The sequence below is a fragment of the Brevibacterium sp. H602 genome (assembly GCF_051172395.1).
In the GTDB taxonomy this organism is placed as follows: Bacteria; Actinomycetota; Actinomycetes; order Actinomycetales; family Brevibacteriaceae; genus Brevibacterium.
Genome location: NZ_JBPIZD010000001.1, coordinates 260,324 through 285,082, shown reverse-complemented (window position 1 = coordinate 285,082; position 24,759 = coordinate 260,324). Strand labels below are relative to the sequence as shown.

The 24,759-nt window shown below is 64.8% G+C and carries 17 protein-coding genes; 7 read left to right on the top strand and 10 right to left on the bottom strand.

Going from position 1 to position 24,759, the window contains the following annotated elements; genetic code table 11:
- Positions 1 to 69: 69 nt before the first annotated feature.
- Both ACSBQT_RS01300 and ACSBQT_RS01295 read right to left on the bottom strand, forming a co-directional pair.
- On the bottom strand, positions 70 to 618 hold the full coding sequence (locus tag ACSBQT_RS01300) for a DUF1003 domain-containing protein (protein ID WP_410710182.1): 549 nt from the start codon (positions 616 to 618) through the stop codon (positions 70 to 72).
- Between the two features lie 2 nt (positions 619 to 620).
- Positions 621 to 1,895, bottom strand: a complete 1,275-nt coding sequence (locus ACSBQT_RS01295) for a magnesium transporter MgtE N-terminal domain-containing protein (RefSeq protein WP_101544936.1) — start codon at positions 1,893 to 1,895, stop codon at positions 621 to 623.
- A 216-nt stretch (positions 1,896 to 2,111) separates the two neighbouring features.
- Here ACSBQT_RS01295 and ACSBQT_RS01290 point away from each other — a divergent pair, with 216 nt between their 5' ends.
- Positions 2,112 to 4,037: a calcineurin-like phosphoesterase C-terminal domain-containing protein gene (locus ACSBQT_RS01290; RefSeq protein ID WP_435000655.1), complete on the top strand. Its 1,926-nt coding sequence runs from the start codon at positions 2,112 to 2,114 to the stop codon at positions 4,035 to 4,037.
- 110 nt (positions 4,038 to 4,147) lie between these two features.
- Here the strand turns inward: ACSBQT_RS01290 and ACSBQT_RS01285 are convergent, their stop codons facing one another.
- Positions 4,148 to 5,239, bottom strand: coding sequence for a P1 family peptidase (locus ACSBQT_RS01285; protein WP_435000654.1), 1,092 nt, complete (start codon positions 5,237 to 5,239; stop codon positions 4,148 to 4,150).
- Entirely contained in the window at positions 5,239 to 6,765 is a 1,527-nt protein-coding gene (locus tag ACSBQT_RS01280) for an aminopeptidase P family protein (protein WP_435000651.1), read from the bottom strand. Before ACSBQT_RS01280 ends, ACSBQT_RS01285 begins: the two co-directional genes overlap by 1 nt.
- Before the next feature lie 78 nt (positions 6,766 to 6,843).
- On the opposite strand from ACSBQT_RS01280, the gene ACSBQT_RS01275 reads away from it, so the two are divergent.
- Positions 6,844 to 7,701: a PHP domain-containing protein gene (locus tag ACSBQT_RS01275; RefSeq protein WP_139466944.1), complete on the top strand. Its 858-nt coding sequence runs from the start codon at positions 6,844 to 6,846 to the stop codon at positions 7,699 to 7,701.
- A 42-nt stretch (positions 7,702 to 7,743) separates the two neighbouring features.
- Here the strand turns inward: ACSBQT_RS01275 and ACSBQT_RS01270 are convergent, their stop codons facing one another.
- Both ACSBQT_RS01270 and ACSBQT_RS01265 read right to left on the bottom strand, forming a co-directional pair.
- Positions 7,744 to 8,889 carry an acyltransferase gene (locus tag ACSBQT_RS01270; RefSeq protein WP_410710178.1) on the bottom strand — a complete coding sequence of 382 codons (1,146 nt, stop codon included), beginning with the start codon at positions 8,887 to 8,889 and terminating at the stop codon, positions 7,744 to 7,746.
- A gap of 166 nt (positions 8,890 to 9,055) precedes the next feature.
- Positions 9,056 to 10,588 (bottom strand): DEAD/DEAH box helicase, encoded by a 1,533-nt coding sequence (locus ACSBQT_RS01265; protein ID WP_435000650.1) that lies wholly within the window; start codon positions 10,586 to 10,588, stop codon positions 9,056 to 9,058.
- Positions 10,589 to 10,648: 60 nt separating this feature from the next.
- Here ACSBQT_RS01265 and ACSBQT_RS01260 point away from each other — a divergent pair, with 60 nt between their 5' ends.
- A complete protein-coding gene (locus tag ACSBQT_RS01260; RefSeq protein ID WP_435000649.1) occupies positions 10,649 to 11,281 on the top strand; it encodes a ferritin-like fold-containing protein in 633 nt (210 codons plus the stop codon).
- A gap of 83 nt (positions 11,282 to 11,364) precedes the next feature.
- Here ACSBQT_RS01260 and ACSBQT_RS01255 read toward each other — a convergent pair whose 3' ends face one another.
- Together ACSBQT_RS01255 and ACSBQT_RS01250 are read right to left on the bottom strand one after the other, a co-directional pair.
- Positions 11,365 to 11,586, bottom strand: a complete 222-nt coding sequence (locus tag ACSBQT_RS01255) for a DUF3107 domain-containing protein (protein WP_139466946.1) — start codon at positions 11,584 to 11,586, stop codon at positions 11,365 to 11,367.
- A 120-nt stretch (positions 11,587 to 11,706) separates the two neighbouring features.
- Positions 11,707 to 12,300 carry a TetR/AcrR family transcriptional regulator gene (locus ACSBQT_RS01250; protein WP_253903686.1) on the bottom strand — a complete coding sequence of 198 codons (594 nt, stop codon included), beginning with the start codon at positions 12,298 to 12,300 and terminating at the stop codon, positions 11,707 to 11,709.
- 115 nt (positions 12,301 to 12,415) lie between these two features.
- Between ACSBQT_RS01250 and ACSBQT_RS01245 the strand changes: the two genes are divergently transcribed.
- Together ACSBQT_RS01245 and ACSBQT_RS01240 are read left to right on the top strand one after the other, a co-directional pair.
- Complete coding sequence (locus ACSBQT_RS01245) at positions 12,416 to 15,736, top strand: PD-(D/E)XK nuclease family protein (protein ID WP_435000647.1); 3,321 nt, start codon at positions 12,416 to 12,418, stop codon at positions 15,734 to 15,736.
- Complete coding sequence (locus ACSBQT_RS01240) at positions 15,736 to 18,915, top strand: ATP-dependent helicase (protein WP_435000645.1); 3,180 nt, start codon at positions 15,736 to 15,738, stop codon at positions 18,913 to 18,915. The genes ACSBQT_RS01245 and ACSBQT_RS01240 overlap by 1 nt, the downstream gene beginning before the upstream one ends.
- Before the next feature lie 49 nt (positions 18,916 to 18,964).
- Here ACSBQT_RS01240 and ACSBQT_RS01235 read toward each other — a convergent pair whose 3' ends face one another.
- Positions 18,965 to 20,221, bottom strand: a complete 1,257-nt coding sequence (locus tag ACSBQT_RS01235) for an aminoglycoside phosphotransferase (protein WP_435000644.1) — start codon at positions 20,219 to 20,221, stop codon at positions 18,965 to 18,967.
- 137 nt (positions 20,222 to 20,358) lie between these two features.
- Between ACSBQT_RS01235 and nudC the strand changes: the two genes are divergently transcribed.
- Together nudC and ACSBQT_RS01225 are read left to right on the top strand one after the other, a co-directional pair.
- Positions 20,359 to 21,336 (top strand): NAD(+) diphosphatase, encoded by a 978-nt coding sequence (nudC, locus tag ACSBQT_RS01230; RefSeq protein WP_435000643.1) that lies wholly within the window; start codon positions 20,359 to 20,361, stop codon positions 21,334 to 21,336.
- Positions 21,333 to 23,372, top strand: a complete 2,040-nt coding sequence (locus tag ACSBQT_RS01225; RefSeq protein ID WP_435000642.1) for an ATP-dependent DNA helicase UvrD2 — start codon at positions 21,333 to 21,335, stop codon at positions 23,370 to 23,372. The genes nudC and ACSBQT_RS01225 overlap by 4 nt, the downstream gene beginning before the upstream one ends.
- Here ACSBQT_RS01225 and ACSBQT_RS01220 read toward each other — a convergent pair.
- Entirely contained in the window at positions 23,349 to 24,251 is a 903-nt protein-coding gene (locus ACSBQT_RS01220; RefSeq protein ID WP_435000641.1) for a hypothetical protein, read from the bottom strand. The genes ACSBQT_RS01225 and ACSBQT_RS01220 overlap by 24 nt on opposite strands.
- Positions 24,252 to 24,759 lie beyond the last annotated feature (508 nt).

The following is a 24,759-nucleotide window of genomic DNA, read 5'->3' as shown; positions in this document are numbered from 1 at the left end:
GCCCACGTCCTTTCCTTCCCGGAACAGTGCTCCCGGGCCCTCAACACTACCGCTTCGGCGGGCGTCTCGTCATCCGTCTCGAGGGCCGCCTCGGCGCTTTTCGGAGGCCCGGGGATCGACCTTGTCGGTCCCATTTTCGTCCTGTCTTTCCTCCTCGAGCTCTTTGAGCAGATCCTTGAGCTCGGAGCGGATGAAGTCACGAGTGGCGACCTCACGCATGGCGATGCGCAGCGCCGCCACTTCTCGTGCGAGGTACTCGGTGTCGGCCAGGTTGCGTTCGGCGCGCTGCCGATCGTGTTCGAACTCGACGCGGTCCCGGTCGGTGCTGCGGTTCTCCGCGAGCAGGATCAGCGGCGCGGCATAGGAGGCCTGAAGGGACAGGATGAGGGTCAACAGGGTGAAGTTGAGCGACCGCGGGTCGAACTGCCACGATTCCGGCAGCAGGGTGTTCCACAGGAGCCACACCGCACAGAAGACCGTCATCCCGACGAGGAACGCGGGAGTGCCCATGAACCGGGCGAAGGCTTCGGCTCCGCGTCCGAAGGTCTCGGGGGAGACGGTGAAGCTCGGCAGTCGGCGCTTGCTCGACCGCGGTATCTCGAAATCATCGACGGCCATATCTACCCCCTGCTGCGATCGTCTCGACCGGTGGTTCGCCAGTCCTCGGGCAACAGCTCGTCGAGGACGTCATCGACAGTGACCACACCGACGAGGCGATCGTTGTCGTCGGTGATCGGCACCGACACCAGATTGTACGCGGCCAGCAGCTTCGCCACCTCGCCGAGCGGAGTCTCCGGCGACAGCGGCTCGACCTCGGTGTCGAGCATGATGCCCACGGCCTCGTGCGGCGGATGACGCAGCATCTCCTGGATGTGGACGAGACCCAGATATTTGCCAGTCGGGGTCTCCACCGGCTGCCGGCACACGAAGACCGCGGCTGCCAGCGCCGCCGGCAGGTCTTCCCGTCGGACATGGGCCAGCGCCTCGGCGACAGTGGCTTCCGGAGTGAGGATGACCGGTTCGGTCGTCATCAGACCGCCGGCGGTGTCATCGTCGTAGGCCAGAAGCGTACGCACATCTTCGGCCTCATCCGGTTCCATCAGAGTCAGGAATCGTTCGGCCTGTTCATCACTGAGCTCGCCGAGGAGGTCGGCCGCATCGTCTGGAGCCATCTCTTCTAGCACCGTCACGGCTCGTTCGGTTTCGAGTCCGGTGAGGATCTCGATCTGGGTCTCGGCCGGCAGCTCCTCGACGACATCGGCAAGGCGTTCGTCATCGAGGGCTCGGGCCACCTGGAGGCGGCGAGCGGCGTTCATCTCGAAGAGCACATCGGCGAGGTCGGCAGGCTTCGTGTCCTGATAAGCGGCGATGAGCTGCGTGGCTTCCTGATCGACCTCGGAATCCACAGGATGGTCGGCATCCGTCCAGTCGATCTGCTTGGTCTCGCCGCGGCGGCGGAACGCGGCGAAGGCGCTGCGTTCGGGCACGCGACGCACGAACAGTCTGGTGACCTCCCAATCCTTGTTCACCTGCTGTTCGATGCCGACGTCCTCGACGAGCACCGGTGAGTTGTCCTCGCGCAGACGCAGCCGTCGGTCGAGTAGGTCATTCATCACCAGGGTCTCAGATTCACGCTGTTCGAAGCGGCGCATATTCACCAGGCCGGTCGTGATGACCTGGCCGGAGTCGATCGCGGTGACCCGGCCCATCGGCACGAATACACGGCGACGGCCCGGCACTTCGACGACGAGGCCGATGACTCGCGGGAACTGCCGCATCGTCGCACGATAGACGACGACGGCGTCGCGGACACGGCCGACCTGATCGCCGAGAGGGTCGAACACGGGGGCGGAGACGAGTCGGGCGACGAAGACTCTTTTCGGTGGACCACTCATGTTCTCAGACTACGTGGTGCATGGAGTCTTCAGTGATCGCCTCCACGAATTGAATCGAGATCACATTTGCGGGCGGTGAACGAAGTGGGCGTCGGGTTCCACTCGTCCTCTTCTCCTATTCATCAAGCCGTCCTGTCTGCGTCATTTCGTTGTCGCCTCGTCTCCCTAGGGTCATTTCTCGGCAGAACCCGCCATAGTCGAATACAGGAGAAATCCATGCAGACACGACGAATCCGCCCGCGCACCGCTGTCGCAGGCTTGGGAGCCTGTGCTGCGCTCTCGCTCTTCGCCCCGCTTCTCTCGCCGACCTCGGCGACGGCCGCGGACGCACCGGCTGAACTCTACGAAGGCCACGTCCAGGTCGACCGCGGCAAGGCCGACGATCCGAAGAAGTTCACCGGTCAGGTCTTCGACGACGTCAACGAGAACTCGAAGCTCGATGGTGATGAGAAGGGCATCTCCGGTGTTGCGGTGAGCAACGGAGTCGACGTCGTCCAGACAGACGGAGACGGACGCTACGAGCTGCCCGTGCGAGACAATATGACCGTCTCGATCACTCAGCCCTCCGGCTGGCAGGTTCCCGTCGATGAGGACAAGGTCGCACAGTTCAGCTACAACCACCTGCCCGAAGGCTCCGGTGACCTCGAATACGGAGGCATCGAACCGACCGGGGACACGCCGAAGGCCGTCAACTTCCCGATGATCGAATCGCAGGCCTCGGCGAAGGGCGAGCAGAACTGCCCGATCGCCTCCGACACCCAGGCCTACGACAAGACAGAGATGGGCTACGCCCGCGACGGAGCCGTCGGAGACCTCGCCGATCGCAACGACTACGGCGCCTGCGGAGTGCTGCTGCTCGGGGACAACGTCGGCGACGACCTCAGCCTCAACGATGAACTGCGCGATATCTACTCCCAGATGAACGGACCCGTCCGCGTGGCGCCGGGCAACCATGACCAGGACTACGACGCGGTCGACGACGCTCACGCCCTCGACACCTTCCGTGACCAGTTCGGTCCCTCGTACTTCTCCTACGACGTGGGCAAAACCCACTTCGTCGTCCTCGACAGCATCGAATACGAGGGCAAGGCGAATAGGAAGAAGTACAAGGAGAAGATCAGTCAGGATCAGCTGACCTGGCTGGAGAACGATCTGAAGAACGTGCCGAAGAACGCGCAGGTCGTCGTCGCCACCCACGCGCCGATCCTCACGCACAAAGAGGTCGTCGTCGACAATGCGAAGGACTTCTACGACGTCATCTCCGACTACCCGAACGCCGTGACCGTCGGCGGACACACGCACACTCAGGAGAACCTCGTCGCTGGCGAGACGAGGAAGGAATGGGCTGCAGCCGGGATCGAGAAGCTGCCGAATACCCAGATCGTCGCCGGTGCCGTCTCCGGCGACTGGTACTCCGGCGGCCTCAACGCCGACGGGCTGCCGTACTCGTTCACTCAGGACGCTTCGGAACCGGGCGTGCTCACCCTCGAATACGACGGCGCTTCGCGCAGCGAACGCTACACCGTGCGCAACGAATCCGACGACCACCAGCTGCTTCTCGGCGTGAACTCGCCCGAGTGGCGTGACTGGGCGCAGAAAGCCCAGGACTGGCAGGACGCGGACAAGGATGGCACTGCTCCGAAGGAGATCTCCGAACGCGTCGTCACCCGCGAGGACCTTAAACAGGGCGAGACCTGGCTGACCTCGAGCTTCCTCGCCGGCACCTCGGACGCACGAGTGGAGGTCAGCTTCGACGGCAAAGCACCGAAGCAGTCCGAACACACTCAGCCGGGCAAAGGCGAAGCTCTGGCCAAGGGCTGGGAGTACACCGATCCGTACACGGCATCTCAGAACCTGCGCACCTCCGGCAATGTGGGCCAGTCGAGCTCGCACCTGTGGCGGACCGAGATCCCCTCGAACCTCGACCTGGGCACCCACACCGCCGAGGTGACCGGAACCGACCGCTACGGTCGTGACTTCACCGAGTCGGTCCGGTTCACCGTGGTCGAGGATGAGGTGGCCGCGAAGACCGAATCGCAGAAGCTGCTGCGTCAGGATGGCTTCGATGCTCAGCAGAAGAAGGAAGTCCGGGATCCGTTGGGTCTCGACTCCGAAGAGGCTCAGTCGGCTCGCAACGACTGACAGCTGACGAATGAGCTGCAGCTCCGCGCGGCTGTCGGATGACGACGCGTGAAAGCTGCGGAGAACTGAGAGGAGCGGGGCCCGCCGAACGGCGGGCCCCGTCTCCGTATTCACAGAGCGTTGAACTCCGAGGTGAAGTCAGGTGCGATCTCGCTCAGCGTCGGCGGCTGCCCCCACGAGCTGTCGACGGGTGTCGCCGAAGCATGGGCGTCGAGGATCGCCAAGCTCAGCGCATCGGCCGCCGCCGCGGAGATCATCACGAGCTCTCGGGTGGCGGCGTCACGATCGGAGGGCAGATCATGCGCCCCGGTTGCGATGCCGAAGACCGTGTCGCCGTCGAAGAGGGTGTGCGAGGGCTGCACGGCTCGGGAGATGCCGGCGTGCGTCCCCGATGCCATCCGAGTCGTCTGCGCCGAGTCGAGGCGTGCGTCGGTTGCGACGATTGCAATCGTCGTGTTCTTCGCCGCAGTCCCCGGGTCCGGCGGAGGCGTGGCGGGGAGACTCAGCACTTTCGGCAGATCGAGGCCGATCGAGCGCAGCAGGGGGTCCAACCACAGACCGCCCGACGGCGTGCCGATCGTTCCCAGCGAATTCGCCACGACCAGTGCCGCGACCGTGGTTCCGCTGGGCAGCCGGACGGCATAGGACCCGAGTCCTCCGCGCACTCTCTGGAATCCGGACCGGGCTCCGATGCCTGCCCCGATGCTGCCTCGGACCTCGTCCGTCCGTCCGGACAGCGCCGCTCGAGTGGCTTCGCCGCCTTCGTCCGGTCTCGGCGGTGCCACCGTACCGTTTCCGCGGCCGAGGTCGAAGATCGCGGCGGCGGGAACGAGCGGAATGACCGCTCCGGCAAGTCCGGGAGCGGGGAATCCGAGCCCCGCCTCGGCGAGGGTGTCGACGACTCCGGAGACGGCCCCCAGCCCGAATGCGGATCCGCCGGTGAGGACGATGGCATCGGCACCATAGGAATGTGTTCCCGGCGCGATGACATCGGTCTCACGGGTGGCTGGACCACCTCCGCGGACATCGACGCCGATGGTCGAACCCGTCGGGGGCAGCACGGTGGTGATCCCGGTCAGCCTGGTGTCGGTGAACTCACCGGCATGGCCGAGGCGGAAACCGGGGATCTCGAGGATTCCGCGCCCGCGGAACGGGCCGGGGCGTGCCTCTCGGCCCGAGTTGCGCGCGGTGTCCGAGGTCATCAGCCGTCCTGGGGCCGCCCCTGCACCCAGGCCTCGATCTCGGCACGGGTGCGAGGGAAGTCGGCCGAGAGATTCTCCACTCCGTCGGCGGTGACGAGGACGTCGTCCTCGATGCGGACACCGTTGCCGCGGAACTCCTCGGGCAGGAGCAGGTCGTCGGACTTGAAGTACAGACCGGGTTCGATGGTGAAGACCATTCCCGGTTCGATGGTGGCGTCCAGGTACATCTCCGCTCTCGCCTGTGCACAGTCATGGACGTCGAGGCCGAGGTGATGACTGGTGCCGTGGACCATCCACCGGCGGTGCTGCTGTCCTTCCGGTGACAGCGAAACGGCCGCGGAGACGGGCAGCACACCGAACTCTTCGAGACGCTTCGCGATGACCTCCATGGCTGCCTCGTGGACCTCACGGAACTTCACAGGCCGGTTGGGGTGCTCTGCGGCCACAGCGAACGCGGCATCGGAGGCTTCGAGCACGGCATCGTAGATCTTCGCCTGCACCGGAGTGAATGTGCCGGACACGGGCAGGGTGCGGGTGATGTCCGCGGTGTAGAGCGAATCGGCTTCGGCTCCGGCATCGACGAGGATGAGGTCACCGTCCCGGACCTGACCGTCGTTGCGGATCCAGTGCAGGGTGCAGGCATTGTTGCCCGAGGCGGCGATCGTGTCGTAGCCGACCCCGTTGCCGTCGGAGCGCGCGGCGGTCTCGAACGCGGTCTCGACGACACGCTCACCACGACGGTGCCCGAGTGCCTTCGGCAGCGCTGCCACCACGTTGTCGAAACCGGCGCGGGTGATGGCGACGGCTTCGCGCAGCTGCGTGATCTCATGGTCGTCCTTGATCAGGCGCAGCTCGGAGAGCAGCTGGGCCAGTTCGGCGTCGCCTGCCTCTGATGTCTCCAGATCGGCCTGGACCTGGGTGCGAGCGAGGTCGATGACTCCGTCGATGCGGGTGTCGGCCTGTCGGACGAGGCGCACGGAGATGGCCCCGAGATCCTTCGTGATGGCGTCATCGACGGTGGCGGAGCTCTCCGTTGCGATGCCGGTCATGGTGGACATCGCTTCGAGATCGGCGCGCGGTCCGACCCAGTACTCTCCGTAGCGGGAATCGGAGAAGAACTCCTCCGTATCGGCACCGGCGCGGGGACGGAAGTACAGCGTCACATCGTGGCCGTCGCCCTCGGGTTCGAAGACGAGCACGGCGTCGGGTTCGGAATCGGCTTCCAGGCCCGTGAGGTGGATGAACGCGGAATGAGCGCGGAAGCGGTAGTCGGTGTCGTTCGAGCGGACCTTGAGTCCGCCGGCGGGAACGACGAGCCGTTCGCCGGGGAACGCTGCCGAGACCGCGTCCCGACGGGCCGGGGAGTAACCGGCGGCGGCGAGAGCCTCGGCGTTGAGGGGAGTGCGATCCCAACCGGAGGCGACGAAGTCGCGGAAGGCGGCGGAATTCGGGCGGTGCGAGCGGTTGTTGACGCGGTCTGCGAGGTCCTGAGTTGAGTCTGGGGTATCTGAGTTCTGCTCTGTCATGCCGCCAGTCTAGACGGGCGGAGCGACATGGTGTGTACACGTGGAAGTCGGAACGACAGATGCAGATAGACTGTGACCATGGTCATCGATCTCCACGTGCACACCGCATTTTCGGACGGGACCCAAACCCCGTCCGAACTCATTTCAGAAGCCTCGATGGAGGGCATCGACGTCGTCGGACTCACCGATCACGACACCACTGCAGGTTGGACCCTTGCCGAAGATGCCGCCCGCGTCTACGGGCTGGGCCTGGTGAGGGGAATGGAGATCTCCTGCCGCTACGAGGGGATCAGCGTGCACCTGCTCTCCTACCTCCACGACCCGTACGATACGGGGCTGGCCGAGGTCGTGCAGGAGACCAGGCGGGCGAGACTCGATCGCACTCACCTCATCATCGAACGATTGGCCGAAGACTATCCGATCGACATGGATGCGGTGCTCTCCGTCTCGGGAGAGGACGCCACGATCGGACGTCCGCATATCGCCGATGCGCTGGTCGCGGCCGGCGTCGTCGAGTCCCGCACCGAAGCGTTCTCGTCGATTCTGTCCAGCCAGGGAAAGTATCATGTGTCCCTGCCGACGATCGATCCGATCACCGCGATCGGGCTGATTCGGGAGGCCGGGGGAGTCTCGGTCTTCGCCCATCCGCGCGCGGCCATGCGCGGTCGGGTCGTGCCCGATTCGGCGATGACCGAATTCATCGCTGCCGGTCTCGACGGACTCGAGGTCGACCATAGGGACAACCCTCCGCAGGAGCGAGAGGCGATGCGACGTCTGGCGCATGAGCACGATCTCATCGTCACCGGCTCCAGCGACTACCACGGCACGGGCAAGCCCAACCGCCTCGGCGAGCACGTTACTTCCGACCATATGCTCGCGAAGCTGCTCGAACGTGCGGCTTCACGGCCGGGTGGAGTCGACTACATCCAGGGGTGAGCGCGGCTCCGAGCTGCGCCGGCCTTCATCCGGGGGCTGGGATCAGCCGAGGATCCGGCGCAGATGGAGCTTTCCCCAGGCGAAGCTCAGCGCGTACGACAGCGCCGCCATGAGCGCGAGAAAACCGAAATACTGGACGACGAGCAGGATCGGTGTCGCATCGACGTCGAAGAGACGTTCGAAGAAGAGTTCGAGGAAGAACACGTGGACGAGGAATGCACCGAATGATGCCGTCGCCATCGTCGTGAAGACCTTCTTGGCCCGCTCGCCGAGGCGGATGCGTGAGACGAGGAGGATGACGCTGACAGCGAGTCCGACGATGAGCGGATTCGCATTCTCGATCGGATAGGACCGTCGCGACTCCCACCACAGCACGCCGAGCGCCGAGACTGCGAAGAGCAGACACAGCATCCAGATCGGCGGACGCAGCTCATGCGCGTGGTGGATGACGAAGGCGCCGACGGTGAAGTAGACGACCTGATATGTCGCGAAGCCCCACTTCCACGCATCCTGGTCGGAGCCGATGATCTCGAGGGCGAACGGCGCCCACACGGTCGACCCTGCGAGGACGATGGCGAGGGCCGCGAGCTTCCACGGTCGCTGTCCCTTCCAGAACAGGATGAGCGTGCCGAAGACGAGGATGAGCGGAATGTACGCGTAGAGATACCACAGGTGGAAAGCCGGGCGACCGGCCTCGAGGAGGCTGCGGACGAGGTCGTGTCGGACGTCGACCTCATCGGTGTCGAAGAGGTTGAAGCCGAGTACGAAGATGACCGACCAAGCGGCCAGCGGAACGACATGCCGGACGATGCGGTCCCACATCTTCGCTTCGGTGCGCGGAGGTGCACCGACGAGCACGGCCCAACCGGCGATCATGAAGAACATCGGCACGGCCCAGGGATTGACCGCCTCGGCGAGATGGCCGAGCCACCAGGCGTCGCTGCCCTCGTCGGATCGGCCGATGAGGACGCCGCCCGAATGGCCGATCATGACGGTGAGCCCGGCGAGCACTCGCATGACATCAACGTCGTGGCGGTGCGCTTTCGGAGCTTTCGGCTTCGCAGTCGGGGCAGGTGCCGCCGTCGGCTTCTCGGCTGGGGCTGGTCCGGCCGTCGGCTCGGCGGGGGAGAGGTCGACCCGGGTGGGAGCTGCGGGGGACTCGTCGTCCAACCGGCGTGAACCGAACAATGACTCACTCTCGTTCGTACTCGATGACATGGCGTCCGAACATCATCGGTCACAGAATTGAACGGGATCGGGGGTCGAATTGAACACAGGATGAACGAAGGCCCCGACCGGGTGGTCGGGGCCTTCGCTGAGACTGTGCGGGGAATCGGTCGCGCCCGCGGAGGGATCAGTCCTCGCTGGAGTCGGTGGCCGGGTGGCCGCCCTGACCCGTCTGGCCGCCCTGTGCGCGGTTGACCGGCTTGCCGCCCCGGGTGCGGCGACGGCTGCGCTGGCGGCGCGGTTTGCGGTCGTCGCTGCCGGAGTCGGAGGAGGAATCACGACGGTCGGATGTGCCGCCTCGGCGAGAGTCGGAACGGCCGCGGCCGGAACCGCGACGATCGGATCCACGGCCCTTGCGCTCACCGGCGGACTTTTCGTCCTCGCCTTCGGGGTGCTGGCGCGGCAGTCGGCCCTTGGTGCCCTTCGGGATGCCCAGGTCGGAGAAGAAGTGGGGCGAGGTCGAATAGGTCTCGGCTGGTTCGTCGAAATCGAGGCCGAGGGCCTTGTTGATGAGACGCCAGCGGGGCATGTCATCCCAGTCGACCAGGGTCATGGCGACACCGGAGTTGCCGGCTCGACCGGTGCGTCCGATGCGATGGACGTAGGTCTTCTCATCATCGGGGCACTGATAATTCACGACATGGGTGACATCGTCGATGTCGATTCCGCGGGCCGCGACATCCGTGGCCACGAGCACATCGACCTTTCCATCGCGGAAGGACTTCAGAGCCTTCTCCCGCTGTGACTGACCGAGGTCGCCGTGGAGAGCCTTGACCGCGAAACCGCGGTCCTCGAGTTCGGCGGCGAGCTTGTCGGCGGTGCGCTTGGTGCGGGTGAAGATGATCGTGCGGCCGCGGCCCTCGGCCTGGAGCATGCGGGCGACGAGCTCGGATTTGTCCATCGAATGGGCGCGGTAGACGAACTGCGTCGTGTTCTTGCCCGTCAGCGACAGATCCTCATGATCCTGGGCGCGGATATGGGTGGGCTGATTCATATAGCGCCGGGCGAGGGTGATGACCGCACCCGGCATGGTGGCGGAGAACAGCATCGTCTGGCGGTGGGCGGGCACCGCGTTGATGATCTTCTCCACATCGGGCAGGAAGCCCAGGTCGAGCATCTCATCGGCTTCGTCGAGGACGACGGTGCGGACGCGGTGGAGCTTGAGGATCTTGCGACCGTAGAGATCGAGGAGGCGGCCGGGGGTGCCGACGACGACGTCGACGCCGGATTTGAGCCGGTTGATCTGCGGATCGAAGTCCATGCCGCCGTAGATGGTCATGATGTCGATGTCACGCTGCACCGAGGCGGTGACGAGATCGGCTGCGACCTGCTTGGCCAGCTCACGGGTGGGGACGACCACGAGGGCCTGCGGCAGTCGCGGCTCCTTGGCGTCTCCCACGCTGTCGGGAGTCGAGTCCGGGTCGGAGGTGACCGACGAGTCCTCGGTCTTGCCGACGACACGCTGGAGAAGGGGGATTCCGAATCCCAGGGTCTTTCCGGTGCCCGTCTTCGCCTGCCCGATGATGTCGGCTCCCGACAGTGCCACGGGCAGCGTCAGCGCCTGAATGGGGAAGGGGTGGGTGATTCCTGCCGAGGCCAGCGAGGCCACGATCGGTCCGGCGACTCCCAGCTCCGCGAAATCCGCTTCTGTCTCCGCCATATTCCAAACTCCTTTTAGCGCGTACGCGCTTGTCATGGTGCGAACCGGTAGTCTTGAACTATGCCCGATTCTGTCCCATTGGCCGGTAATGATGCTGCAACGCTCGCACTTCTGGCGTTCGGCGAGCTGACCGGTTTCGAACGTATGGCCACAAACGCGACGACCGCAGCGGATCTGGATGACAAGGTCATCCTGGCGCGGCTGTCCTCTCAGTCATTCGCGAACTTCGAACAGCTCTCACAGCACATCGATCAGATGGGCCAGGATGTGATCGAGCTCTGTCAGCATTTCGAACCGACCTTCAGCACTCTGGCCGAAAGGACTCGTCCTCGCGACTGGTACGAAAGCCTCATGAAGGGATTCGTCTTCGACGGAATCATGAATGATTTCTACCGCACGGCGGTGGACGAACTCGCGGAGCCCGGATACAGCCTGGCTATTGCAATTCTCGATGATACACGTGCCAGCGAATATGCGCGCAATCGTCTGACATCTGAAGTGGCCGTCGACACACAGCTGGCCTCGCGGCTGGCCCTGTGGGGCCGCAAGCTCGTCGCCGAGACTCTGGGACGGGCTCGCAGTCTGCTCACCGATCCGTTCCTCGGCCTCGACGAAGATCTCGTCGTCGAACTGATCCCGGCGGTGACGTCGAATCACTCGAAGCGGATGTCGGCGCTCGGTCTCGTCGCCTGATCTCACGAGCGACGCACGATTCCGCCGCGAACGCGGAAAGGGCCCCGGTCATTGCGACCGGGGCCCTTCCTCTCAGGCACAGCTCAGGCACTGAAACCCACACGACGTGAAGTCTCGGCACCGATTTCGAGGTAGCCGAGCGAGGCGGAGGGAACGTAGACCTGACGGCCCTTCGTATCGGTGAAGGTCAGCAGCCCGTCGGACTGGATCTTCTCTTCGACGCGGGCGGCGAGAGCCTTCGCATCTTCGTCCGTTTCGAGGGTGATCTCGCGCTGAGTCTGCTTGACGCCGATCTTGATTTCCATGGTGCTCCTTGTGCCGATGCTCGGTGATCGATGACGGATTGGTCTGTGTTCAGCTTAACGTCCGCAGACTCGGGTTTCTTCCCCGTGGATTCCGCTGAAGGCTGATCGGTCGATGGATCGTCAGCGATCTGCGAACGACCGCAGACCGCCCCAGCTCATCTGGGTGAGCAGCTCGACGGCCGTGTCGACGTCGACACCGCGCTGTGAGTCGATCTGCTTGACGACGACCTCGGCGGTGCCGATCAGAGCCCGGCACAGCAGCTGCGCCTCATCGTCGCTGAGGCGGGCGAAGTTCTTCAGAGCGGAGACGACCCGTGTCGCCGAACTCTCCCGCAGCGCGCGCAGCTTCTGTTCGGCCTTCGGCTCGTAGACGTCCGAATTGAAGATGATGACGAACTCTTCACGGTGTGAGACCACGAAGTCGAAATACGCGCGATAGGTCGCATGGACCTGCTCATGCGGATCGGTCGTCGATCCCAGAGCTTCGGCCAGCCGAGAGTCGAGGAGCGCCGCCGAGGAATCGATGAGTGCCAGGTAGAGATCCTGCTTGGAATCGAAGTGCTGATAGAGCACGGGCTTGGACACACCGGCTGCCTCGGCGATCATGTCCATCGAGGTCGTCCGATATCCACGGGTGGCGAAAACGGAGCGTGCGACTCCCACTAATTGGTCGCGGCGCTGGTCACGGGGCAATCTCTGTTGTGGACTCGACATTCTTCAATGCTACGCGAAGTCAGGCCGTGCACCGGGCATCCACACGAGCGCATCGGCGACGCGCCGGTTCGGGGCCCGGAAGTCTCATGTCAGCGGGCCGTGATGGAATACGAGTATGGATGAGATGATGCAGCGTATGGGCAGCACCCTGCTCTCCGGCGGCTGCCTGAATATCATCGGGCGGCCGGGCACCGGGAAGACGACTCTGCTCGAGTCGCTCTATGCACAGCTGGTGTCGACGATCGACCCCGCCTCGGTTCTCGTTCTCACACCCGACCGTGATCACGCCGATGTGCTGCGCAATCGTCTTCAGCTGCCCGCCGACGCGGTCCTCTCCTCCGCCCCGGCCCGCAGTCTGGCGTCATTCGCGTACGGGATCGCCCGCGCCGCACATACGACGCGGACCGGGGAGGACCTCGAATTCATCTCGGGCGCCGATCAGGATGTCTTCCTCGCCGATCTCCTCGCCGGTCACGAACTCGGTCGTTCCCGCGGCCCGGCGTGGCCGTCGGAGATCACCGCCGAGGTGCGCTCGACCTCGGCCTTCCGAACCGAAGTCCGCGACGCGCTCAACCGAGTGATGGAGTTCGATTTCGGAATGCGCACGCCCGACACGTCGCAGGAGATCGCGGAGCACGTGTTCGACTTCGGTCGCAGCGCCCTCGATCGTGCCCTTGCCGACAACCCCGACCCTCGGTGGCAGGCCGTGGCCGAGATCCTCGACGAGTATCTGGGCATCATGTCCATGCCCGGCTACGGGGGCATCGACTCCGCGACCGTTCTTGCTCTCGCCGCGTTCGAGATCCTCCGCGAACCCGCCGAAGTGACGGCCGGACGGTCGTGGACGTTCGCCCCCGACCGTTTGCCCACAGTGGTTCTGGCCGACGGGGTCCAGGACTTCCCTGCCGCGAGTTGGGGAATCCTCGAACAGCTGCGCGCCAGGGGGAGTGGGATCGCTCTGTTCGGCTCACCCGAGACAGTGACCGGACGCTTCCACGGAGCCGACGCGTCGATCATCGATCGGGCGACGGCCGAAGACGGCTTCGAAACGGTCGTGCTCGATCGCCAATGGGATGTCGACCCTGCATTGGCGACGATCATCGACGGCTTCGGAGCCAGGATCACCACACGCTGGTCGACCGGTCATATGCCGCGCCCACGTCCCATTGAGGATGCCGCTGATTCTGCGGCTTCCGCTGAGGCGTCAGCGAGCGTGCCGCAATCAGCTCCGACAGCGGCATCGGCTGAAGTGCGGTCTCCCGCGTCGTCCGAGCCTGCCGTGGAGACACACGTATTCGAGGGCAGTGCGTCCGGACACCGATATCTGGCCCGTCGGATCACGAACTTCGTCGAACAGGGGCACAACTGGTCCGATGTCGCACTCATCTGCCGCAATTCGTCGAGCGCTCGCGCGATCGCCAACGAGCTGAGAGCCTCAGGGGTCTCGATCGCCACTCTCATGCAGCCGCTCAATGTCGACCCCGCGACCGCACCGCTGTTGGACCTGCTTTCGTTCGCCCCTGACTTCGACGATGACGAGTCGATCGCCGACCTCGCTCTGTCCCTGGCAGGCAGCATCTACGTCCGCCTCGACCCCGTGCAGATCCGCCGTTTCCGACGGGCAGTGCGCAGACAGTTCCCGGCATCCAGCAGCACGGCGTCGCTGGCTCAGGCACTGCGCAGCCCGATCGACGATTCGTCCCCACAGGGACTGGCCACGATCTCGCGGATGCTCCACGCCGCTGCTGAGGTCGGCACCACCGACCCCCACCAAGCGCTCTGGAGCATCTGGGACGCGGCCGGAGTCGCTGAGAAATGGCAGACCGAAGCCCTGCGCGACCCGGAATCGGTGACCAACGGCTATCTCGATTCAGTGCTGCGACTGTTCGCCCTGGCCGAGAAGATCGCCGACCGAGGCGGTTTCACCGCCCGCTCGTTCGCCGGCATCGTCGCCGAACAGGACATCGCCCAGGACTCCCTGGCCGATACCGCAGGCTTTGCCGACCACGTGCTGGTGGGCACCCCGTCCTCACTGGCCCATGTGCGTGTGCCTCTGGTGATCATCGCCGAAGTCAACGAAGGCGTCTGGCCGAACCCGAAGCTGCGCGGCGGAATCCTCGGCCTCACCGACCTCACGGCTGTGCTCGCCACGGGTGAGACGGTCACCGGTGACCCCGGCTACCACGCGCACGCGAAACGGACGAATCTGCGTGAAGAGGGCGAGCTGTTCTTCACTGCGCTCAGCCGGGCGCAGGAACGCGTGATCGTCACCGCCGTCACGGATGCCGAGACCGAGCCGTCCCCGTTCTTCGATGTGCTCGCAGCAGGTTCCGCCAAGGGCACCGAAGCGGCCGACGGCTATGCGATCACCCACGAGGATGAGCTGCCTCCGCTGACGGTGCCGGAGATGGCAGCACATGCCCGCGCTCACCTGCTGCAGACGGCCGCTGCGGCCGATGTCGAAGCTGCGGTGCCATCGTTGGGGGCTTCGGACGCCACCACGACCGAAAGCTCGGAGGACTCTGCGGCTCCGGCCCCGGACACGCAGTCATGGGCGGCGCTGATGCGGGCGCTCTCAGCTGCCGGTGGCACAGTGGAACCACCGACGCAGTGGCGCGAGGCAGAGGACATCACCACGAATGAACCGCTCTTCACCGACTCTGATACGGTTCGCGTCTCACCCTCCCAAGTCGAAGCATTCACCGACTGCTCCCTGCGGTGGTTCCTCACCCGCAACGGCGGTGACCGCCCGATGTCGACAGCCCAGAGTCTCGGAACCATCATCCACGCCGCCGCCGAGAACTATCCGGAGGGCCCCACCTCCGCGATCCGCAGTTTCGTGGAATCTGAGTTCGCGTCCTTGGAATTCGACGCCGAATGGGAACGCGAACGGGAATTCGTCGTGGCGATGAGCATGGCCGACCGCCTCGGCGACTACATCAAGAAGACTCCGGGCCGCCTCGTCGGAGTCGAAGCACAGGTCTATGCGGTCGGTGTCGACTCGAACGGACGCGAGTGGAAGGTCACCGGACGCCTCGACCGGGTCGAGGAGGTCGAGGGCGGACTGCGCATCGTCGACTTCAAGACCGGCAGGAACGTCGTCGCCGGCAAGGAGATGGACCGGCATGCGCAGCTGGGTGTGTATCAGGAAGCCATCAATTCCGGGACCATCAGGATCGGAGAGGACCAGGATCTCGACGCACACGCTTTCGGCGCTGAACTCGTCTACCTGCGCAAGTCGGCTCGCACCGTTCGGGAGCAGTCGGCGCTCGACGTCGATGAGAATCCCGACTGGGCACGTGAACTCATCGACGACGTGTCCGGCAGGATGCGTGCCGCGAGCTTCCCTGCACGGGTGGACCCGCAGAAGTGCAAGTCGTGCCCCGTCCGATCATCGTGCCCGGCGATCGGCCCGAAGATGTTGGAGGAGAACTGATGCGCTTCACCGCCGAGCGGCTTGCCGAGCTCACGGCCGCCGACCCTGCCCAGGCCTTCCCGCCGAGCCCGGAGCAGAAGGTGATCATCGAGGCCGACCCGGCACAGTCGATGAAAGTCACCGCTGGGGCCGGATCGGGAAAGACCACAGTCATCTCGCAGCGCGTGGTGTGGCTGGTCGCCAACGAGTTCGTCTCTCCCGAAGAGATCCTCGGCCTGACCTTCACCCGCAAAGCCGTCGGAGAACTCGGCGGACGCATCCGCGTGCTTCTGTCGCGTCTGCGGCACAACCTCGGCCGGGGTCTGGACCTTTCTCTGCCCGGTCTCGACAATCCGACCGTGTCCACATACAACTCCTATGCCGCATCCATCGTCAGCGAACACGGGGTGAGCATCGGCATCGAACCCGAAACGGTCCTCCTCGATGACGCTGCGGCACACACCATCGCCGGGAATCTCATCGATTCGACGCCACCCGACGAGATCCCCGGCGATTTCTCCCGCGAGACGATGATCGCCGACGTCATCGCACTGGCGGGGCAGATGAATGATCACGGTCGTGACGTCGACGACGTCACGGACTATCTCGAGCAGTGCCTGGCTGCCCTGGTGTCCAGCAAGGGCAAGCCTGTCGATCCCAATGGACGACGGGCGAAGCTCGAAGCGAAGATCCGAACGGCCCGACTGGCCGATGCCTATATGCGCGCGAAACGGCGCAATCTGGCCATGGACTTCTCTGACCAGGTGCGTTTCGCCCAACGCATCCTCGACGAGGTGCCCGCCGCGGCCGAGGCCGAGAGAGCTAGGTGGAAGATCGTCCTCCTCGACGAGTTCCAAGACACCTCGGTGGCTCAGCTGAAGCTCCTGCGCGACCTCTTCCACTCCACCGCAGTGACCGCAGTCGGCGATCCCCGCCAGGCCATCTACGGTTGGCGCGGCGCCAGCGCCGACAACATGGTGCGTTTCTCATCGGACTTCCGCGACGTCGAATCCCTGTCTCTGAGCACAAGTTGGCGCAACGACCGCTCGATCCTGCAGGTGGCCAACCGCATCGCCGCCGGACTCGCCGACAGCAGCGAGTCCCCGCTGTCGGCCCGTGATGGTGCCGGTGAGGGTGAAGTCAGTGTCGAGATCAGCTCGGGTGCCCACGATCCCGATTTCCTCACCACCGGCCTGCGCGCACTCACGGAATGGTTCCACACGGTCCCCGCAGGTTCGTCGAAAGCCGTGCTGTGCCGCAAACGTGCTCACTTCGCGCCGGTCGCGGCGGCGCTGGAAGCAGCCGGATTCGCTGTGCACGTGCACGGTTCCTCCGGGCTGCTGACTGACCCCTTCGTCGCAGATCTGCGTGCGGTGCTCACCGCTGCGGTCGATCCGATGGCCGGCGACGAGATCATGAGGCTCGTCAGCGGACGGATGCTCGGCCTCGGCGCAGGCGACATCGCGGGGTTGCAGGCCTTCACCCGTCGTCAGTCCGAGCGGCGAGCCTCCGAGCGAGCCGAACCGGCCGCCGAGGAGGTCATCGCCGAAGCCATCGACCAGGCGACGATCGTCGAAGGCATCGATGAGCTCATCGAAGTGCAGCGCGTCCTCGACCAAGGAGCGCGAACTGCTGCCGACAGGGGACTCATCGCCGACTATCAGCAGTCCGGTCTGAGCTCGGAGGCGCTGCATCGTCTGGTCCGATTGGCTCGCGCGCTGCGGGCCACCCGGTCGGGAACGGGCACCGTGGCCTCGATCATCCGCACCGCGATGTCCGAGACCGGGATCGATTCGGACATCTGGGGCCTCAGCGATTCTCTGCGCAATCTGCACAGAGCCTCCGTCGACGCATTCCTCTCCGCGGCCAGCCAGTACTCTGCCACCGATGACAAACCCTCGATCACAGGCTTCCTGTCCTGGCTCAGTCTTATGGAAGCTCATGATGCGCTGAGCGTCGCCGAACCGACGACGGCAGCCGACGCGATCAACATCATGACCGTCCATGCCTCGAAAGGTCTGGAATTCGACGCCGTTGCTGTTCCCTCTCTGGTGGTCAAGGACTTTCCCACCGAGCCGCGGGACAAGGAAGGGTGGATGGATCGCACGGCTCTGCCGTACCCGTTGCGCGGTGACCGCGCACACCTCGTCGATTTCGACCTGCGGGAGGCCGAATTCGATACGAAGAAGGCCCTGGATGAGTGGATCGGAGACTTCATCCGTCCACGGATCGCCGATGCGCACGAGGGGGAGGAGCGACGCCTCGCCTATGTGGCGTTCACCCGTGCGAAGAGACATCTATGGCTCGGTGCGGAGCTGATGGGTGCGCGCGCGGTTCCCGACGATCCCTCGCCCTTCCTCACCGAAGCGATCGAGGCCTTGGGCCTCGAAGTGGAGATTCCGGAACCTGCCGACGAAACGGCGGAGGACCGCATCGAGACCACTGCATGGCCGGTGCCCCGAACGAAGCAGGTCGCCGCCGCACAGCGAGCGGCAGGCTGGGTCGACGCGAGCCCGGACGTCAGCTTGGAGTCTCTGGCTGAAGAGCCGGGAGTGATCGGACGCTTCGCCTCTCAGGCCCTGCGCATCGGCGCCCGCCCAGAATCCATGTCCGCGGCGGCGATGCCCGATCGCCTGTCGGCGACGGCCCTGGTCGCTTGGCGACGGGACCCTCAGGGATTCCGTACGCAGACCCTCCGCCCGATCCCGACTCCGCCGAGCCGAGCGGCCGAGATCGGAACGACCTTCCATTCCTGGGTGGAACAGCATTTCGGTCAGTCGAGCATCGACATCGGCGAAGACGAATCGGTGCGACCGATCGACGCCGAGACGATCGAACGTCTGCAGGCGACGTTCTCAGCCTCCGAGTTCGCGACGCGTCGAGCCGACCATGTGGAGATGTCCTTCGAACTCGTCCTCGGCAGATTCCGGGTGCCGGGGAAGATCGATGCCGTCTTCATCACCGGGGATCATGCCGAAGTCGTGGATTGGAAGACGTCGAAGAAGCCCGATGCCGCAGTGCTCGAAGTGATGAAATGGCAGCTGGCGCTCTACCGGTTCGCGATTCTGCGCGTGCATCCGGAGATCACCGAGGTGACCGGGACGTTCTACTTCGTCGGCAGCGATGAGATCGTGCAGTTCACGGATCTTCCTGACGAGGACGACGTCGTCGCATGGCTGGAAGCCAACGATCTCGGCTGAGTTCAGTGGAGCCGGGACTTCGGCCGAGTACAGCGGATTCCGGCTGAGATCAGCGGATCCGGCCGGTCTCTTCCCCGTTATCACCTTCGTCGGAGTCCCGAGTCGGTTCGGTCCGCACCTGCGATCCCGGCTCGGAGTCGAACTCTGAATCGTCATCTGAGCCTGTTGCCGCTGGTTGAGCTCCGGGAATGAACACATCGGCGGCTGCGGTCTCTGTGATCGCGGCTTCGACGTCGGGGGAGTCGGTTCCTGCCGCTGCCGTCGCTGGCTGTGCACCGCGAGAGCTCTGCGCATCACGAGAGGCGGCTTTGCCAGAGACCGCATCACCGGCAGAACCGGCAGCGGAATCCGCGGTCGGCCCCTGAGCGGGTGCAGTGTCATCGGCTGTGCTGCCGAAGAGGACCTCATTGAATGAACGGAGGAGCTCGGCGGCATCCTCGATCGCCGTCTCATCCCCGGAGTCGACGGCTTCGAGCAGCCAGTCGAGCACTGCGAATTCGGCCAACAGCTCGGCACGGGCGATGACGTGCTCATCCGCGCGGGGCCGGGAGTTGCGGTATTCCTCGTAGAAGGTCGGCAGGGCGGCAGGATCGATCAGCGCAGAAGCCGCTGCCAGATCGATGGCCGGATCGGCGACGCGCAGACGTCCGATCTCCGCGAGTGCCAGCACTCGCTCCTGATCGGTATAGACGCTCGTCTCATCGAGAGAGCCGTGGATGGGTGTGGCGAGGAAGTGCCAGAGCGCGACCTTCTCGAATTCCTCTTCCCAGTGCTGCAGCAGAGACGACGGCACTCGACCGGTGCTCGCCGCCTGATCGAGACGTTCGAGGATGAGGAACTGCGATCGCGAAGGATCCTCCACCGGGAAGCCCGCATCGGAGACGGGCTCGGGCGCTGCCGAATGCAGAGTCGCCAGAGCCTGCGCCAAGGAACTCGCCCGCGAGGTGTCGGCGATGGGCACATCTCCCAGGGGTGCACCCGGCAGCGGATCGGCCAGCGTCACCGTCGTCGGAGACGTGGTGTCGAAGTAGTCGGCGTCCACCTCGGTGATGGCCCGCAGGCGCGGCCAGACGAAGTCCGCATGCGGATACATGGACTCGTAGATGCGTCCGGCCTCAGCAGACGAGCCGATGTCCGCGGTCCGATCGAGTTGGGTCTGAGCCGTTGCGACGAGCTGCTGATCGTCATCGTCGAGCAGGACTCTGACTCCGGCATCCAACGGCGGCAGGGGAGTCCATGAGGTCGGGACGAAGCCGTCGAGCATCGTCGCCGCGATCGCAGTCAACTTGAGCGCCTTGGTATCCACCTTCCCCAATCTACCGTCTGGGTTCGGCTGAGACACGGGACTCGCCGTCGAGCGTGTCTGCTGAGGCGACTTTCGGTTCCGATCGGGCAGGCACGGTCAGGGTCGTTGTGTCAGGACGCTGAGATATCGTGGAGGGCATGAAGCCATTGCCTCCAGTGCAGCCGATCAGTCTCGCCCGACACGGAATCGATCGGGACCATCTGACTCGGGGCCAGGACGGAGACCTCAGCGAGATCTGGGCCTCAGGGGCCCGAGCCGTCTTCGAACATCGCGGGACGCTGCTCGTCGCCGGCGGCGGACTGTTCCTGACAGACCGCGAACAGGTTCCGGAAAGACAGACGGAGGTCTACCTCGGTCGTGATCCGCAGGGCACCCGTTATATCGGAGTGTCCCTGGACGACGACGGTCGCAGCCACATCGATGCCCGACTGGACGCTTCACGCGCCCGGGACGCCTCCGACCAGCTCACCGCGCCGGGCGAGGGCATCGACAGTTCCGAACCTGTCTGGCTGCCCCTGCGTCACCTCGCCGAGGCTCTCGACGATGTGCAGGTCTCCCTGGCCTGTGAGATCGTCGGCTTGGGAAACTGGCATCGCGCTCACCGATTCTCACCGCGCACCGGTACCCCGACCACTCCCGTCCTGGGCGGATGGGTCCGCCGCGACCCGGAGACCGGAAGCGAACACTTTCCCCGCACCGATCCTGCCGTCATCGTCGTCATCGTCAACACCGATGAGGACGGTGTCGAGCGTGTCCTGTTGGGCAACAACGCCGCGTGGGAGTCCGATCGGTATTCGCTCTTGGCCGGATTCGTCGAACCGGGGGAGACGCTCGAACACGCCGTGATTCGCGAGATCTGGGAAGAAGCTCACCTCGAAGTCACCGAACCGCGGTATCTGGGCTCCCAGCCGTGGCCGTTTCCCTGCTCACTCATGCTCGGCTTCTCGGCAGTCGCTCCCAGCCGCGACTTCGCCGCTGACGAAGCGGAGATCGCCTCCCTGCGCTGGTTCACCCGGGAGGATCTGAAGGACGCCATTGCCAGTAGTGAGGTGCGCGCCCCGTCGACGATCTCCATCGCCGGTCAGCTCCTGCACAGCTGGTTGGACAACGCATGAACGCTTCGGCCACGGCCCTGCTCGAGGCCCTGGACGATGAACAGCGTGCTGTCGCCACCCACTTCGACTCTCCGGTGATCGTCCTCGCCGGTGCGGGCACAGGCAAGACCCGCGCCATGACGCACCGGATCGCCTATGGAATCGCCTCCGAGGTGTTCCCGGCCAACCATGTCCTCGCTCTGACGTTCACAGCGAAAGCAGCGGGGGAGATGCGTTCACGATTGCGCGGTCTCGGAGTTCCTGCGGTTCAGGCGCGCACGTTCCACTCCGCGGCGCTGCGCCAGCTGCGGTTCTTCTGGGACCGATTCGCCGAGGGAGATTTTCCGCGGATCATCGAGAACAAGGCGGGCATCATCGGCTCGGTCATGCAGAGTCTCGGGCTGGAGACCAGCCGGGAGCTGACCAGAGACGTCGCGTCGGAGATCGAGTTCGCGGCTTCGTCCCTGCTCGGCGTCGACGACTATGCGACGAAGGCCGCCGCCAGGGACCTCCCCGGACAGCTGAGCGTCGACGACATGGTGCGGATCTTCGAAGCCTACGGGGAGGCGAAGACACGAGGACGGCTGCTCGATTTCGATGATGTGCTCCTCGTACTCTCGGGGGTTCTCGCCGAGTATCCGGCGATCGCGGCCGAGATCCGCGAACAGTACAGGCATTTCGTCGTCGACGAGTTCCAAGACGTCTCGCCGCTCCAATACGATGTTCTCTCCCGGTGGCTGGGCGCCCGTGACAATCTCTGCGTCGTCGGTGATCCCGCTCAGACCATCTACACCTTCGCGGGAGCCGATGCGAGCCTGCTCGGTTCGCTCAGCACGTCGATGCCCGAGGCCAGAACGATCCGCCTGGTGCGCAACTACCGTTCGTCCCAGGCCATCGTGTCCACGGCGAACAATCTGCTGCGACACACCTCTCGGACCGCGCTGACTCTGCGGACCGACAACCCGATGGGCCGGGCGCCGCGCATGGTGGAGTATCCGACCGACGAGGCCGAGGCCACCGGGGTCGTCCAGGCCATCTCGGCAGAGATCCAGGCCGGACGTCGTCCGCGCAACATCGCAGTCCTCTTCCGCACGAACGGACAGAGTCCCTCCTACGAACAGGCGCTGGCCGCAGCCGGGATTCCCTATGTGCTGCGCGGCGGAGAGCGCTTCTTCGCACGCAAAGAGGTCAAAGAGGCCGTTCTCATGCTCAAAGCCGCACGCGCGACCTCGAGCGGACAGCGTCTGCCCGAAGCCGTGACTGAGGTTCTCGGTTCTCTCGGCTTCACTCGCGAGCCGCCCGCCGCCGGAGCAGGCAGACAGCGTTGGGAATCGCTCAAAGCCCTCGTCGACCTCGCCGAGGAGCACCAGCACGGTCAGGAGCTCCCCGTGCCGATGGAGGTCTTCCTCAGCGACCTGTCGGATCGTGCCGAGCACCAGTTCGCCCCGGACATCGAAGGAGTCACTTTGGCGTCCTTCCACGCGGCGAAGGGCCTCGAATGGGACAGCGTGCACCTGGTGGGTCTCAGCGAAGGTCTGCTGCCCATCAGCTACGCCCAGACGCCCCGAGCCATCGCCGAGGAACGCCGCCTGTTCTATGTGGCGCTGACGCGTGCAGGCACAGACCTGCGGATGAGCTGGTCGCTGGCGCGGTTCGACTCCAAACAGAAACCGCGGAGGTCGTCACGCTTCCTCGCAGAGCTCGGTCAGTCCGGGCCGACGATAGGAGATGGCCGCACAGCGTCGAACTCCGCGTCACTCAACCGCTGCCGTGGCTGCGGGAGGCCATTGGTCTCGCACATCGACCGCGCAGTCGGACGATGTTCGGACTGTCCCGCCGACATCGATCTCGAGCTGCTGGACCGTCTGCGCCGCTGGCGGGTGCGCACCGGGATGGAGCAGGGACTGCCGCCGTACCTCGTGCTCACGGACACCTCGCTGTCTGTCATCGCGGAGGTCCGTCCCCGCACCCTCGACGAACTTGCTCGGGTCCCCGGCATCGGTGCGACGAAGCTCGAACTCTACGGAACTCACCTACTGGGTCTGCTCGGCGACTGACCCGAAATCCGGGACCGGCGTGCGACACTGGCAGCGATCGTGGAACGTCATTCCACTATCCGTGACCTCGCCGGCATCCAAAGTGACCACGCGTCGCATCGGTGGTGTTTCGGGGCGCAGCAGCGCCTGACGAAGCATCTGAACAACATGCGCCGAGCCGAGGATGCGTGCGGCGGGATCACACAGGCTCTCACGCTCCGGCAGGGCACGCAGACGCGGATGCTGATCGAGCCAACCGGCATCGCTGTCCTTCCGGTGCAGGCAGGAACACACAGAGCACGGTGTCGAACCGGGCCGGATGAGTCCCGTGATCTCCACAGACTGCTCACCGAGGACGACCTGACAGTGATCGACTTCGCGATCACTGAGCCACATGGCGGAATTGAGATCCGGAACCAGGTGAGAACTCGTGACCACTACCGGTGAAGCCATGAGATCGAGCTCCTCGACACGGCGAGCCGCGGCGACGGCGAATCCGAGAGCCGCCAGCTGCCCTTCGACATGGGAGCGCAAAGGACCCGTGACCAGTACAGGCCGGGGCCCGAGGACCTGAGAGACCCGATCCGGCGACAGATTGAATGTGCGCGCCGAGGCGAAGACCGGGGACCCTTTCGGCACGGTGCCGCCGTCCGTATCGGCCGGAATGAGGACACCCGCCTCCCCGAGGAGGGTGATGAGGGAACTCGCCCTGCTGAGGTCGACCCCGAGTTCCTGAGCGCGTGCATAGAACTGAGCCGAGCCGATGCCGAGACGGAGATCTTCGATGAGACTGGCGTCACCGGGCAGCAGGCCGTCGATGAGCACAGGATCATCTGCGCCGAACTGGATGCACGAGGACGAACGCCATGTGATGGGAACACTCGGAAAGATTCTGAACATCTCGGGCCCCTTCGCCTCGCCATCCTGGAGACTTCCACAGTAGTGAACGAGAGACGGAATGGCCACGTCGGGAGAGAAGTTGTGGACAACCCTGTGGAAAAACGGCTGAGGACAGGCCGGGAACGCGTCCCGACATGCCCTCAGCCGCATAGTGCCCCAGGCGCTCGCGAGGACTCGTGCGGCTTCCCCTTCCGCACGCATCCTCGGGTTTTCCGGGGTCAAGCATAGAACTTATTCCGCAAAAGCCTCCGCGTCAATGCACCGTCATGCACAGACACGTCAACAGCCTGTGGATAACCTGTGGGAATCGCCGTGGAGTCTGTGGAGGAAAGGCGCCTTGAGTGTCGATATGACTGTTGATAAACACGCTCCCGGGTCGGATCAGCTCCCGTTCTGCGGGGACTGCGATCACCGAGGTGGCTGTGGACGGGGGATTCGACCCCAACTTTTCGGCAGACTCAGGAAACTCACAAACTCCGAAGGCTGTTCGTCTTCAGAACCGCTGCAG

What these genes read in the sequence shown, in the direction of transcription:
- ACSBQT_RS01300 (WP_410710182.1), bottom strand. Translation starts at nt 618, where the DNA reads ATGGCCGTCGATGATTTCGAGATACCGCGGTCGAGCAAGCGCCGACTG.
- ACSBQT_RS01295 (WP_101544936.1), bottom strand. Translation starts at nt 1,895, where the DNA reads ATGAGTGGTCCACCGAAAAGAGTCTTCGTCGCCCGACTCGTCTCCGCC.
- ACSBQT_RS01290 (WP_435000655.1), top strand. Translation starts at nt 2,112, where the DNA reads ATGCAGACACGACGAATCCGCCCGCGCACCGCTGTCGCAGGCTTGGGA.
- ACSBQT_RS01285 (WP_435000654.1), bottom strand. Translation starts at nt 5,239, where the DNA reads ATGACCTCGGACACCGCGCGCAACTCGGGCCGAGAGGCACGCCCCGGC.
- ACSBQT_RS01280 (WP_435000651.1), bottom strand. Translation starts at nt 6,765, where the DNA reads ATGACAGAGCAGAACTCAGATACCCCAGACTCAACTCAGGACCTCGCA.
- ACSBQT_RS01275 (WP_139466944.1), top strand. Translation starts at nt 6,844, where the DNA reads ATGGTCATCGATCTCCACGTGCACACCGCATTTTCGGACGGGACCCAA.
- ACSBQT_RS01265 (WP_435000650.1), bottom strand. Translation starts at nt 10,588, where the DNA reads ATGGCGGAGACAGAAGCGGATTTCGCGGAGCTGGGAGTCGCCGGACCG.
- ACSBQT_RS01260 (WP_435000649.1), top strand. Translation starts at nt 10,649, where the DNA reads ATGCCCGATTCTGTCCCATTGGCCGGTAATGATGCTGCAACGCTCGCA.
- ACSBQT_RS01255 (WP_139466946.1), bottom strand. Translation starts at nt 11,586, where the DNA reads ATGGAAATCAAGATCGGCGTCAAGCAGACTCAGCGCGAGATCACCCTC.
- ACSBQT_RS01250 (WP_253903686.1), bottom strand. Translation starts at nt 12,300, where the DNA reads ATGTCGAGTCCACAACAGAGATTGCCCCGTGACCAGCGCCGCGACCAA.
- ACSBQT_RS01245 (WP_435000647.1), top strand. Translation starts at nt 12,416, where the DNA reads ATGGATGAGATGATGCAGCGTATGGGCAGCACCCTGCTCTCCGGCGGC.
- ACSBQT_RS01240 (WP_435000645.1), top strand. Translation starts at nt 15,736, where the DNA reads ATGCGCTTCACCGCCGAGCGGCTTGCCGAGCTCACGGCCGCCGACCCT.
- nudC (WP_435000643.1), top strand. Translation starts at nt 20,359, where the DNA reads ATGAAGCCATTGCCTCCAGTGCAGCCGATCAGTCTCGCCCGACACGGA.
- ACSBQT_RS01225 (WP_435000642.1), top strand. Translation starts at nt 21,333, where the DNA reads ATGAACGCTTCGGCCACGGCCCTGCTCGAGGCCCTGGACGATGAACAG.
- ACSBQT_RS01220 (WP_435000641.1), bottom strand. Translation starts at nt 24,251, where the DNA reads ATGTTCAGAATCTTTCCGAGTGTTCCCATCACATGGCGTTCGTCCTCG.